At 62.1% G+C, this 12,580-nt stretch carries 14 protein-coding genes; 6 read left to right on the top strand and 8 right to left on the bottom strand.

Annotated elements, in window-relative coordinates; all coding sequences use genetic code 11:
- The first annotated feature begins 20 nt into the window (after window positions 1–20).
- From EEB11_RS08640 to EEB11_RS08625, 4 genes are read left to right on the top strand one after another with little or no spacing between them, the layout of a single operon-like run.
- Window positions 21–464, top strand: a complete 444-nt coding sequence (locus EEB11_RS08640; protein WP_135430310.1) for a MaoC family dehydratase — start codon at window positions 21–23, stop codon at window positions 462–464.
- Window positions 465–492: 28 nt separating this feature from the next.
- Entirely contained in the window at window positions 493–1,416 is a 924-nt protein-coding gene (locus tag EEB11_RS08635) for a bifunctional riboflavin kinase/FAD synthetase (protein WP_135430308.1), read from the top strand.
- Window positions 1,417–1,438: 22 nt separating this feature from the next.
- A complete protein-coding gene (locus EEB11_RS08630; RefSeq protein WP_435531101.1) occupies window positions 1,439–1,882 on the top strand; it encodes a YcgN family cysteine cluster protein in 444 nt (147 codons plus the stop codon).
- The gene (locus EEB11_RS08625; protein ID WP_135430304.1) at window positions 1,882–2,898 is read left to right on the top strand and encodes a threonine aldolase family protein; all 1,017 of its coding nucleotides are present in this window, start codon (window positions 1,882–1,884) and stop codon (window positions 2,896–2,898) included. The genes EEB11_RS08630 and EEB11_RS08625 overlap by 1 nt, the downstream gene beginning before the upstream one ends.
- Before the next feature lie 4 nt (window positions 2,899–2,902).
- Here the strand turns inward: EEB11_RS08625 and EEB11_RS08620 are convergent, their stop codons facing one another.
- Window positions 2,903–3,496: a 2-hydroxychromene-2-carboxylate isomerase gene (locus tag EEB11_RS08620; RefSeq protein WP_135430302.1), complete on the bottom strand. Its 594-nt coding sequence runs from the start codon at window positions 3,494–3,496 to the stop codon at window positions 2,903–2,905.
- Between the two features lie 92 nt (window positions 3,497–3,588).
- On the opposite strand from EEB11_RS08620, the gene EEB11_RS08615 reads away from it, so the two are divergent.
- On the top strand, window positions 3,589–4,608 hold the full coding sequence (locus EEB11_RS08615; protein WP_135430300.1) for a ribose-phosphate pyrophosphokinase: 1,020 nt from the start codon (window positions 3,589–3,591) through the stop codon (window positions 4,606–4,608).
- Between the two features lie 138 nt (window positions 4,609–4,746).
- On the top strand, window positions 4,747–6,105 hold the full coding sequence (locus EEB11_RS08610; RefSeq protein ID WP_167852705.1) for a methyl-accepting chemotaxis protein: 1,359 nt from the start codon (window positions 4,747–4,749) through the stop codon (window positions 6,103–6,105).
- Window positions 6,106–6,114: 9 nt separating this feature from the next.
- On the opposite strand, the gene EEB11_RS08605 is transcribed toward EEB11_RS08610, so the two are convergent.
- The 7 genes from EEB11_RS08605 to EEB11_RS08575 form a co-directional block, all read right to left on the bottom strand.
- On the bottom strand, window positions 6,115–6,465 hold the full coding sequence (locus EEB11_RS08605) for an H-type lectin domain-containing protein (RefSeq protein WP_135430296.1): 351 nt from the start codon (window positions 6,463–6,465) through the stop codon (window positions 6,115–6,117).
- 107 nt (window positions 6,466–6,572) lie between these two features.
- Complete coding sequence (locus EEB11_RS08600; protein ID WP_135430294.1) at window positions 6,573–6,959, bottom strand: F0F1 ATP synthase subunit epsilon; 387 nt, start codon at window positions 6,957–6,959, stop codon at window positions 6,573–6,575.
- Between the two features lie 10 nt (window positions 6,960–6,969).
- Window positions 6,970–8,412 (bottom strand): F0F1 ATP synthase subunit beta, encoded by a 1,443-nt coding sequence (gene atpD, locus EEB11_RS08595; protein WP_135430292.1) that lies wholly within the window; start codon window positions 8,410–8,412, stop codon window positions 6,970–6,972.
- Window positions 8,413–8,429: 17 nt separating this feature from the next.
- The gene (locus tag EEB11_RS08590; RefSeq protein WP_135430290.1) at window positions 8,430–9,296 is read right to left on the bottom strand and encodes a F0F1 ATP synthase subunit gamma; all 867 of its coding nucleotides are present in this window, start codon (window positions 9,294–9,296) and stop codon (window positions 8,430–8,432) included.
- Between the two features lie 20 nt (window positions 9,297–9,316).
- The gene (gene atpA, locus EEB11_RS08585; protein ID WP_135430288.1) at window positions 9,317–10,855 is read right to left on the bottom strand and encodes a F0F1 ATP synthase subunit alpha; all 1,539 of its coding nucleotides are present in this window, start codon (window positions 10,853–10,855) and stop codon (window positions 9,317–9,319) included.
- On the bottom strand, window positions 10,855–11,415 hold the full coding sequence (locus tag EEB11_RS08580; RefSeq protein ID WP_135430286.1) for a F0F1 ATP synthase subunit delta: 561 nt from the start codon (window positions 11,413–11,415) through the stop codon (window positions 10,855–10,857). Before EEB11_RS08580 ends, atpA begins: the two co-directional genes overlap by 1 nt.
- A gap of 356 nt (window positions 11,416–11,771) precedes the next feature.
- The gene (locus EEB11_RS08575) at window positions 11,772–12,542 is read right to left on the bottom strand and encodes a class I SAM-dependent methyltransferase (RefSeq protein WP_135430284.1); all 771 of its coding nucleotides are present in this window, start codon (window positions 12,540–12,542) and stop codon (window positions 11,772–11,774) included.
- Window positions 12,543–12,580: the final 38 nt, after the last annotated feature.

Here is a 12,580-nt window from a genome sequence, read left to right as displayed (position 1 = left end):
ACAATCACGGGAATCGCAAGATGTTGGACAATATGCCCCGCGGCACCATCTGCATCGAAGACCTTGAAATCGGCATGTCCCGCGGCCTTTCAAAGCTGATCACCGACCGCGATATCGAGCTGTTTGCCGAAGTCTCGACCGACCGCAACCCGGTACATCTTGATGATGCCTACGCGCAGGACACCATATTTGCGGGGCGCATCGCCCATGGCATGCTGACTGCCGGGCTGATCTCTGCCGTCATCGGCGAACAGCTTCCAGGCCACGGCACGGTCTATCTGGGCCAGTCCCTGCGCTTCATGGCCCCGGTCCGCCCCGGTGATGTGGTCGACGCGGTGGTCACGGTCACGGCAATCGACCATGCAAAACGCCGGGTGACCCTTGAAACCCATTGCTCTGTGGGTAAAACGGTGGTGCTAAAGGGCGAAGCGCTGGTACTGGCACCAAGCCGCAAGTTCGACTGACGGGGCACCTGCCCCAGACCGGGGTAGAATGCAGATCCACCGATCCTGGCAGGGGCTTCCCCCATCCGCCCGTGGCGCATCTTGTGCCATGGGCAATTTCGATGGCGTACATCTGGGGCATCAGGCGGTGATCGACCTTGCGCGTGGGTCCGCGCCCCTTGGCATCATCACCTTCGAGCCGCACCCGCGTGAGGTGTTTGCCCCCGACGCCCCCCCCTTCCGCCTGATGAACGCCGAGGCGCGGCTGAACCGGCTGGCAAAGCTGGGCGTGCAGCATCTGTATGAACTCCCCTTTGACAAAGCCCTTGCGGCGCTGACCCCCGAGGAATTTGTGCGCGAGGTGCTGGCGCAGGGTCTTGGCATCAGCCATGTCGTTGTGGGCGCCGATTTCTGCTTTGGCAAGGCCCGCGCAGGAATGGCGCGTGATCTGCAAAGCCTTGGCAAAGCTCATGGTTTTGCGACCACCATCGCCGATCTGATCACTAGCGCCGACCAGCCGATCTCTTCCTCGGCCATCCGCACGGCCCTGTCTGACGGCCGCCCGCGCGACGCGGCGGCGATGCTGGGCCACTGGCACCGGATCGAGGGCGAGGTGATCCACGGCGAGAAGCGCGGGCGCGAGCTGGGCTATCCCACCGCCAACATGTCGGTTGCGGGGCTGCACCTGCCCAAACATGGCGTGTATGCGGTGAAGGCAGATGTGCTGTCCGGCCCGCACAAAGGCAGCTATAACGGGGCCGCCAGTCTTGGCATCCGCCCGATGTTCGGCGTAAACCAGCCCAACCTTGAAACCTTCCTTTTTGATTTCAAAGGTGATCTTTACGGCACCCACCTGTCCATCGCCTTTGTCGATTACCTGCGCCCCGAGCTGAAGTTCGACGGCCTGCCCACCCTGATCACCCAGATGGCCGCCGACTGCGATAAGGCCCGCACCATTCTTGCCGCCCTGTAACCCTTTGCCCCAAGGCCCCCCAATGCGTCCGAAGTTCTGGGAAACCATCCCGCTGACGAAAATGACGCCTCAGGAATGGGAGGCGCTGTGTGACGGCTGCGGCAAGTGCTGTCTGAACAAGATCGAATACGAAGACACCGGCGAGGTGGAATACACCCGCGTCGCCTGCCGCCTGCTGGACGGCGAGACCTGCCGCTGCATGCAATACCCGATCCGCAAGCAATTCGTGCCAGACTGTGTGCAACTGTCGCCCAAGACCCTGCCGAAGATCGCCTACTGGATGCCCCGCACCTGCGCCTACCGCCTTCTGCATGAAGGCAAAAACCTGCCCGACTGGCACCCGCTGATCACCGGTGACCCGGAAAGCACGCACACCGCCGGGGCCTCTGTACGGGGCTGGACGATCCCGGAATTCGAGGTGTCGGAGGATGACTGGGAAGATTATACCATCGAGGAAACCCCCTGATGTTTTTTGCCTCGGATAACGGCGCGCCGGTTCACCCGTCGGTCTTTGCCGCGATGGAGCGGGTCAATGCGGGCTATGCGCTGTCCTACGGCAACGACGCCGCGACCCATGCCCTGCGCGACCGCATCCGCGTGCTGTTCGAAGCCCCAGAGGCCGAAGTGCTGTTGCTGACCACCGGCACCGCCGCCAATGCCATTGCCCTGTCGCTGCTGACCCCACCCTGGGCCACCACCTTCTGCCACCGCCACGCCCACATCGCCGAAGACGAATGCGGCGCGCCAGAGTTTTTCTCAGGCGGCGCAAAGCTGACGCTGATTGATGGCCCGCACGGCAAGCTCAGCCCGGATGCGTTGGAACAGGCCATCACCCAGACCGGTGGCTCGGTCCACGTGGCTCAACGAGGCGCGGTCAGCCTGACCAATGTGACCGAGGCCGGCACGCTTTACACCGCCGCCGAGCTTTCTGCCCTGACGGCAGTGGCACGCCGCCACGACCTGCCCACCCATCTGGACGGCGCGCGGTTTGCCAATGCGCTCGCCGCCACAGGGGCCACACCCGCCGAGCTGTCCTGGCGCGCGGGCATTGATGTGCTCAGCCTTGGCGGCACCAAGAACGGGCTGATGGGGGCAGAGGCCGTGGTGCTGTTCAAGCCCAAACACGCGTGGGAAGCCGAACTGCGCCGCAAACGCGCCGGCCATCTGAATTCCAAGCTGCGCTTTGTCGCGGCTCAGTTCGAGGCTTGGTTTCACGATGACCTGTGGCTTGATATGGCCCGCCACGCCAACACCATGTCTGCCCGGCTGGCCAAAGGTCTGGCGCAGCTTCCCGCAGCCGAAATCCTGCACCCAACCCCCGCCAACATGATCTTTTCCCGCTTGCCCGCGGCCGCCCACGCCCGCGCAAAAGCGGCGGGGGCGGTCTACAGCCAGAGTGACGACTCTTTGTGCCGCCTTGTCTGCGCGTGGTCCACGACGACAGGGGATGTCGATGCCCTGCTCGCCGCGTTTCGCGGCTGAGGCGTCAAAGCTTGCCCGAGAGATACAGATCCAGATCGGCCAGCCGGTCCTGCCCCCAGAACGCCTCTTCACCCACCAGATAGAACGGCACGCCAAACACCCCGCGCGCGACCGCCTCTTCCAGATTGGCACCGTAGGTTTCGGCCCCGATCAACAGGCCAGAATCAGCCAGCTTGGGGTCAAACCCGTTGGCACCAAGAATGTCCTTCACCACCGCATCATCGCCGATGTCCCGGTCTTCCGCCCAGACCGCACGACAAAACGCATGCACCAGAGCCCCCACATCCGCACCCGTCGCCGCCGCAGCGATGATCGCATAGGAAGACGGGGCGGCATTCGTCGGAAAATAGGCAGGCTTCAGGTTCAGCGACATTCCCAGCTTGAGCGGCAGCCGCCGCAACTCCTGCAGGCGGTAGGCACGACGGCTTTCATGCCGGTCAGCCAGCACCTGACCGCCTGTGCGCGGCATCAGGGCCATCGGATTGATCGGCTTGTAAGAGATTGTTGCCCCATGACGCGTGGCAATCTCTTCCAGACGGGTTCCGGCAAGATAGCAATATGGCGACATGGTTGCGAAAAAGTAATCGATTTGTGTCATTTGACGAAGTCTTCCCCTGCATCGGTTTGCAAGACCCTAGTCGGGTGATAAGCGGTGTCAACGATCCGATTCCGTGGCCCCGGAGACCAACCATGCCCGCCATCACCGAACCCAAGCTGATTTCCGGCAATGCAAACATGCCGCTTGCCAAATCCATCGCCCGCCGCATGTCTGTGCATCGCGGCATGTCCGTCGGGCTGGTCGACGCCCGGATCGAACGCTTCAATGATCAGGAAATCTTTGTCGAAGTGTTCGAGAATGTGCGTGGCGAGGATATGTATGTCATCCAGCCAACCTCGAACCCGGCCAATGACAACCTGATGGAACTGCTGATCATGGTCGATGCGCTGCGTCGGTCCTCGGCCAGCCGGATCACCGCCGTGATCCCCTATTTCGGATATGCCAGGCAAGACCGTCGCGCCAAGGCCCGCACCCCGATTTCGGCCAAGCTGGTGGCCAACCTGATCGAAAGTGCCGGCGTTGACCGGGTGCTGACGCTTGACCTGCACGCCGCGCAGATTCAGGGGTTTTTCGACATTCCGGTGGACAACCTCTACGCCAGCCCGGTTTTTGCACTGGATATCGAGCATCACTTCAAGGGCCAGATGGATCAGCTGATGGTCATTTCGCCCGACGTGGGCGGTGTGGCCCGCGCCCGCGAACTGGCCAAGCGGATCAACGCGCCGCTGGCCATCGTTGACAAGCGCCGCGAAAAGGCGGGCGAGATTGCGGAAATGAACGTGATCGGTGATGTGACCGGCAAGAAATGTATCATCGTCGACGACATCTGCGACACTGCGGGCACCCTGTGCAAGGCCGCCGAAGTGCTGATGGAAAACGGCGCGACCGAGGTACACAGCTACATTACCCACGGCGTATTGTCGGGCCCAGCGGTGGAGCGGATCAAGAATTCTGTCATGAAATCACTGGTCATCACCGATTCCATCGAGCAAAGCGCCGCTGCAACAGCAGCCTCCAACATCCGCATCGTTCCCACCGCACCCATGTTTGCGCAGGCGATCCTGAACATCTGGAATGGCACCAGTGTGTCCAGCCTGTTCGAGACGGAAACGCTGGTTCCGATCTATGAGGGGATGTACCAGCGCGGTTAACCTCGCCGAAACAGGCATCGGTCAGAGTGCAATCTGCCCCCTGGCCGCGAGGACACCATGGAAACTGCCGCACCTATCAAGGACCGTCCTCCTCTGCCGCCCCTCGATCATCCCGCCCGGCGGGGTGTTGACAAAATCATGGATGAAATGGTCACCGCCTCTGTGCAGCTTGGCCATGACATCGTTGATGTGGTGGGGTTCTTCGACGGCGTCGATGATGCCGCGGCCCAACAAGTCACACGGTTGACAGAAGTGCGCGACAGCGCCCGCAGCGTGTCGCAGGCGTCTGCCTCCATGGTCGGAACGACCGAACGCCTGTCTACGGTGATGGGAAGCCTGATCGACGTGCTGGCGGCATCCACTGCGCAATTGCATCATGCGATCGGGGCAAGCCAGCAGGTCATGGGCTGGGTCAGCGGTGTGGGCGGCCAACTCGCCCGGATTGATGAGGCGATGCGCGCAACACAGGCGTCAAACTCGCGCATCCTCGACATCGCACGCGAAGTGAATATGCTTGCGATGAACGCCAAGAACGAGGCTGCCCGCGCCGGCGACCGGGGGCGCGGCTTTGCCGTGGTGGCAGATGCGGTCAATGCACTCTCGGCACAAACCACAAATGCCGCGCGGGTGATTTCGGAAACGGTGGGATCTCTGGCCAGTGAAATCGCCGCCTTACGGGCCGAGGCCGACGGTGTTGTCGGTCAGACCGAAACCGGATTGCGTGACCTTGCCTCGGCCGGATCGGCGCTGGAGCATCTTGGCACACAGGCCAGCGTGGCGGGATCGGAACTTGCCGCAATGGGCAATGGTGTACAACAGATGCGCAGCGTCATGCAGGGATTCGGCCCAACGTTCCTGTCGCTTTACAAAGGTGTCATCGACCAGACCCAGATGATAAATGACGCGCGCCACCGCGTGTCAAACCTGATCACGCTGAGCGAGCGCATGGTGCAACACATGTTCGAACTGGGCGGTTCCTCGGAAGACCGTCCGCTGATCGACGCGGTAATGGTGGCTGCAACCCGCCTGGGCGAGGTCTTGGAACACGCCGTGGACGGTGGCGAGATCAGTCAACAAATGCTGTTTTCGTCTGACTATCGGCCAATCCTCGGCAGCAACCCGACCCAGGTCATGGCCCCCTACACCAGTCTGACCGACCGGTTGTTCCCCCCCGTGCAAGAATCGATGTTGACGCTAGACCCAAGGGTCGTCTTTTGCGCAGCGGTGGCGCGTGACGGCTATCTGCCAACCCACAACCGGAAATTTTCGGCCCCTCAGGGCAATGATCCGGTCTGGAATGCCGCGAATTGCCGCAATCGACGCATTTTCGATGACCGCGTAGGTCTGGGGGCCGGGACGTCCACGGCACCTTTCCTGATGCAGATTTACCGGCGTGATATGGGTGGGGGCAACTTCGTGATGATGAAAGATGTTTCTGCCCCGATCAGCGTCAAAGGTCGCCACTGGGGCGGGCTTCGGCTGGCCTATCGGTTCTAGGCGCACCGATCAGTCAATCTCCCAGTCGTCGTCATCGCGCACCTGACCAATCGCCATCCAATCCGCCCGGATCCGCGCGACCCGCGTGTTCCCCCAGGTTTTGAAAACCAGATCAAAACCGGCAAGGCAGATATTTTCGGCGGTCAGATCAGCGCGGGCATTGGTCTGGTGATCCGTGTCCCACATCGAAATGCTGACCTGAACGGCCGGGGGCAGCCGAAACTCTTGTGGAAACGCCACAGAATGGCGGCTTTCCCGGTCTCCCTCCCCTGTCCACATCACGCCACCATCGGCAAAATCGGAAAACAGCACGCAAGACCCCTGAGCGATACCGATACTGCCGGATGGAAACCGTTTCATGCAAATGGCCTTTCTGACGCGCGCAAACCCTGAAAAAATGCCACTGAAAGCGGAACAGGCCCCAGCTTACGCCGGGGCCTGTTCAGAATTCAACGGGGGTCGACGCGCTATTGCCCGATGGCGCTGCGCGCTGCCATCATGTCAGCAACGGCCTTGTCGACGGCATCCTTGTCGTCAGAAGCGCCAGCGGCCACGCGGACTTCAGCCATCAGGCTTTCCATCACGGCGGGCGTTGCCTCTTCCACCGGGACCGCGCGTTCGGCAAGAACCGAAACGCCGGTCGCCGTGATTTCGGCAAAGCCACCGGTCACGACAAAGGCTTTGGTGCCATCAGCGGCGACCGCCTTCAGAATGCCGGGGCGCAAGGTGGTGATGGTGGGGGCGTGCCCCTCCATCGCCGTCAGGTCACCTTCGGCACCCGGGATCTGCACCTCGGTGGCGTTCGCCGAAGCAAGGCGCCGCTCCGGGCTGACGAGGTCGAACTGGAATGCCATGATCCCCCCCTTACGCCGCAGCGGCAGCGAGTTTGGCGGCCTTGGCTTTCACGTCTTCGATGTCGCCGACCATGTAGAAGGCGGCTTCCGGCAGGTGGTCATATTCACCGGCAACCACGGCCTTGAAGGACGCGATGGTCTTTTCCAGCGGAACCTGCACACCATCAGACCCGGTGAATACTTTCGCCACGTCGAACGGCTGCGACAGGAAACGCTCCAGCTTGCGCGCACGAGCGACGGCCAGCTTGTCGTCCTCCGACAGTTCGTCCATGCCAAGAATGGCGATGATGTCCTGCAGCGACTTGTAGCGCTGCAGCACCTTCTGCACGTCGGTCGCCACGGTGTAATGCTCGTCGCCGATGATCAGCGGGTCCAGCAGACGCGACGTGGAACCCAGCGGGTCCACAGCCGGATAAATCCCTTTTTCCGAGATCGAGCGGTCAAGAACCGTCGTCGCGTCAAGGTGGGCAAAGGACGTGGCTGGCGCAGGGTCGGTCAAGTCATCGGCAGGCACGTAAACGGCCTGCACGGACGTGATCGAGCCGTTTTTGGTCGAGGTGATGCGCTCCTGCATCGCGCCCATGTCGGTGGCCAGCGTTGGCTGATAGCCCACGGCAGACGGGATCCGGCCCAGCAGAGCCGACACTTCGGAACCGGCCTGGGTAAAGCGGAAGATGTTGTCGACGAAGAACAAAACGTCTGCGCCGGTTTCATCGCGGAACTGTTCGGCCATGGTCAGACCCGACAGGGCGATCCGCATCCGCGCGCCCGGAGGCTCGTTCATCTGGCCATAAACCAGTGCGATTTTCGATTTGGTCAGGTCTTCCAGATCGATAACGCCCGACTCGATCATCTCGTGATAAAGATCGTTGCCCTCACGGGTCCGCTCACCCACACCGGCGAACACCGACACACCCGAGTGCACTTTTGCGATGTTGTTGATCAGTTCCATGATCAGAACGGTCTTGCCCACGCCGGCACCGCCGAACAGACCGATTTTCCCGCCCTTGGTATAGGGGGCCAGAAGGTCGATCACCTTGATGCCGGTCACCAGGATCTGGCTCTCGGTGGCCTGTTCCGCAAAGGTCGGGGCGGGCTGGTGGATCGACCGGGTTTCGGCCGCATTGACCGGGCCACGTTCGTCAACCGGCTCGCCGATCACGTTCATGATGCGGCCCAGCGTCGCCGGGCCGACCGGAACCTGAATCGGCTTGCCGGTGTCGGACACGGGGGCACCGCGCACCAGACCTTCGGTCGCGTCCATTGCGACGGCGCGAACCGTGCTTTCGCCAAGATGCTGTGCCACTTCCAGAACCAGCGGCTTGCCATTGTTGTCGGTGATCAGCGCGTTCAGAATTGCGGGAAGTTCGCCTTCGAACTGCACGTCCACGACGGCGCCGATAACTTGCGTCACCTTGCCCGCCGCGGCAGCTGCTTTCGGTGCTTGTGCCATGTCGTTTCTCCAGTTCCTCAGAGCGCTTCAGCGCCCGAAATGATTTCGATAAGCTCTTTGGTGATCGCAGCCTGACGCGAGCGGTTGTAGATCGTGGTGTACTTCTTGATCATATCGCCTGCGTTGCGCGTTGCGTTATCCATCGCGCTCATCCGCGCCCCCTGTTCCGAGGCACCGTTTTCCAGCAGAGCGGTAAAGATCTGCGTTGCAACACCCCGGGGCAGCAGGTCAGCCAGAATGGCTTCCTCACTCGGCTCATAGTCGTACAGGGCACCGGTGGTGGCCCCTTCGAACTTGGCCGGAATGATCTGCTGTGCCGTCGGCACCTGGCTGATCACCGACTGGAACCGGTTGTAGAAGATCGTCGCGACGTCGAATTCACCCGCGTCAAACCGGGCCAGCACGTCGCGCGCAATACCTTGGGCATTGGCATAGCCGACGCGCTTCACATCGCTCAGGTCGATGTGGCCCACCATGTTGCTTTCCAGATCGCGACGCAGCTGTTCGCGACCCTTTTTGCCGACCGTCAGGATTTTGACCGTCTTGCCTTGCGCCAACAGCTCGTTCGCCCGCACGCGGGCAAGCCGCGCGATGGTCGAGTTGAAGCCGCCGCACAAGCCGCGTTCCGCTGTCATCACGACCAGCAGATGCACCTGATCACGGCCCGTCCCGGCCAACAGCCGGGGCGCGCCTTCCGATGTGCCCACCGATGCGGACAGACCTGCCATGACGGCATTCATCCGCTCGGCATAGGGCCGTGCCGCTTCGGCAGCGTCCTGGGCCCGGCGAAGCTTTGCCGCCGAGACCATTTGCATCGCCTTGGTGATCTTGCGCGTGTTCTTCACGCTCGCGATCTTGTTTTTCAAGTCCTTAAGGCTGGGCATATCCCTGTCCTTTCAGACGCTTAAGCGAAGGTTTTGGCGAATTCAGCGATAGCGTCTTTCAGCTTTTGCTCATCTGCGCCTTTGATTTTCGGGTCAGCCGTGGTGATCCAGTCCAGGATATCCTTGCGCTGGTTGCGCAGGAAGGACAGCAGGCTGGCTTCAAACCGGCCCACATCCTTGACCGCAACCTTGTCGAGGAAGCCTGCAGTGCCTGCATAGATCACGCAGACGATTTCCGCGTTGGTCAGCGGCGAGTACTGGTTCTGCTTCATCAGCTCGGTCAGGCGCGCGCCACGGGCCAGCAGCTGCTGGGTCGAGGCGTCGAGGTCGGACCCGAACTGCGCGAAGGCCGCCATCTCGCGGTACTGCGCCAGCGACAGCTTCACAGGGCCAGCCACGGTCTTCATCGAGTTGGTCTGTGCCGAAGAGCCAACGCGCGACACCGACAGACCGGTGTTCACAGCCGGGCGAATGCCCTGGTAGAACAGTTCGGTCTCAAGGAAGATCTGGCCATCGGTGATCGAGATCACGTTCGTCGGAATAAAGGCTGACACGTCGCCGCCTTGGGTTTCGATGATCGGCAGCGCCGTCAGCGAGCCCGAACCGAAATCGGCGTTGAGCTTCGAGGACCGCTCCAGCAGGCGGGAGTGCAGGTAGAACACGTCGCCCGGATAGGCTTCACGGCCTGGCGGGCGGCGCAGCAAGAGCGACATCTGACGGTAGGCAACAGCCTGCTTCGACAAATCATCATAGATGATCAGCGCATGACGGCCGTTGTCGCGGAAGAACTCGGCCATCGCGGTTGCCGAATAGGGTGCCAGGAACTGCATCGGGGCCGGGTCAGACGCGGTGGCAGCCACCACGATGGTGTATTCAATCGCGCCGGTTTCTTCCAGCTTCTTCACCAACTGCGCCACGGTCGAGCGTTTCTGGCCGATGGCAACGTAGATGCAGTACAGCTTCTTCGACTCGTCGTCGCCAGCCGCCTCGTTGTAGGACTTCTGGTTCAGAATGGTGTCCAGCGCCACAGCAGTCTTGCCGGTCTGACGGTCACCGATGATCAGCTCACGCTGACCGCGACCAACCGGGATCATGGCGTCAACGGCCTTCAGACCGGTTGCCATCGGCTCGTGCACCGACTGGCGGGGGATGATGCCGGGGGCCTTGACGTCGGCGATCCGACGCTCGGTTGCCGCGATCGGGCCTTTGCCGTCGATCGGGTTGCCCAGACCATCCACGACACGGCCCAGCAGGGCATTGCCCGCAGGCACGTCCACGATGGACTTGGTGCGCTTGACGGTATCGCCTTCCTTGATGTCCTGGTCAGACCCGAAGATCACCACACCGACGTTGTCGACTTCAAGGTTCAGCGCCATCCCGCGGATACCACCGGGGAATTCCACCATTTCGCCAGCCTGGACATTGTCCAACCCATGCACACGGGCAATCCCGTCACCTACCGAAAGAACCCGGCCCACTTCGGCCACTTCGGCATCCATGCCAAAGTTCTTGATCTGCTCTTTCAGGATCGCAGAGATCTCAGCAGCCTGAATTCCCATCACCCAACCTCTTTCATTGCATTCTGGAGAGCTGCGAGCTTTGCCTTGACCGAGGTGTCGATCATGGTGGAGCCGAGCTTGACGACAAGACCGCCGATGAGACTTTCATCGACAGCGGTTTTCAATTTCACATCCTTGCCCACGCGCGCTTTCAGCGTGGCGGCAAGGGTATTTGCCTGTTCATCGGACAGGGCGGTGGCCGAGGTAACCTCTGCCGTCACTTCACCCTTTTCTTCCGCGATCATGGCCGCGAGCCGCGACAGAACATGCGGCAACACGAACAGCCGGCGCTTGGCCGCCATCAGTTGCAGCGTCTTGGCGGTCAGGTCCGACAGTCCCATCTTGGCGGCAATCGCAGCAATGGACCGGGCCTGATCTTCACGCGTAATCACGGGCGACGAAATCAACGTCCCGAAATCGGCGCTGCTGGACAGTGCGGCAGTCAGCGCGTCTGCGTCGGATTCCAGAGCCACCAGGGCCCCCGTTTCCTTTGCCAGCTCGAACAGAGCGGTGGCGTAGCGCGCGGCGATGCCGGAGGAGATCGAAGCTGGTTCGGACACGTCATCCCTTCCGTTGTCTTTGGCCCCACCCTGCGCTCGGCAGATCAGAGGCCGCCAATGGCGCACACTAGGCGTATGCGTCTTGATTTTGCGCGTCTCTAGCAGAGCCTTTGCAACCCCGCAACCGTGTTGGTCGCCACTTTGTGATCCATCGCTGCAGGTTTCCGATATGTTTACGCTGCACCTGCACACCTGCGACTCTTTGGCACCGCAGGCCACAGGCTGTCTGGTTAAAATCGCGCCATCCCAGCCGTTCGGATGCCACGATCTGTCATAGAATAAAACGCCGCACGAATCTCTTTGCGAGTAAGTAGGTGCGCGGCTTTTGGGACGCGAGGGCCGCTGCCACCCCCGCGTCACTGCCCGGCGCTGTTGGGCGCGCCTTTGCAAGGGGTCGGCACCGGCTGGCCCACGCCTTCCAGCACCCGCAGCGGACGGCGCACCGCCGCCGCCAGCCCGCCTTGCGTAGGCGCATAGACCTGCTTTGTCACCTCGACCATCAGCACCCCGCCCACCAGCCAGGGCGCGCGCTTGCCGATCCGCTCCCAGAACTCGGCCGTGCGCAGCCAGAAGCGCCCGGTAGAGGGTGGCGCGAACAGGGCTGCCACCGCGCGGTCCGGGGTAAAGCCGTGGCGTTTCAGCTGCGCCTCCAGCTGGCTGACGCTGTAGGGTCGCCCGAAGCCGAACGGCGTGCCATCGCGCCGCGCCCACAGGCCAGACCGGTTCGGCACGATGAACAGCGCCCGCCCCCCCGGCCCCAGCACCCGGTGCGCCTCTTCCAGCACCGCCGTCGGATGTTCCGATGTTTCCAGCCCATGCATCAGCACCAGCCGGTCCACCAGCCCGGTTGACAGCGGCCAGGCGGTTTCCTCGCACAGCACCGACACATTGAGCATGCCCGCAGGCCAAGGCATCACCCCCTGCGGCCCCGGCATCAGCCCGATCACCCGGCGCGATTTTGGCAGATAGGGCCGCAACAGCGGCACCGCAAAACCGAAGCCCGCCACCGTCTGCCCCGCCGCCGGCGGCCAGAACTGCACCACCTGATCCCGGATGGCCCGCTGCGCCACGCGCCCAAGCTGGGTGCGATAGTAAAAGTTGCGCAGATCTAGCACATCAAGATGCATTGCGGACCATCCTTGTTCCGGGCCATGCTGGCCATTCT

Source organism: Pseudotabrizicola sediminis (genome assembly GCF_004745575.1).
Taxonomy (GTDB): domain Bacteria; phylum Pseudomonadota; class Alphaproteobacteria; order Rhodobacterales; family Rhodobacteraceae; genus Pseudotabrizicola; species Pseudotabrizicola sediminis.
Note: the sequence above shows the minus strand (reverse complement) of the source record. Positions and strands in the feature narration are given on the sequence as shown.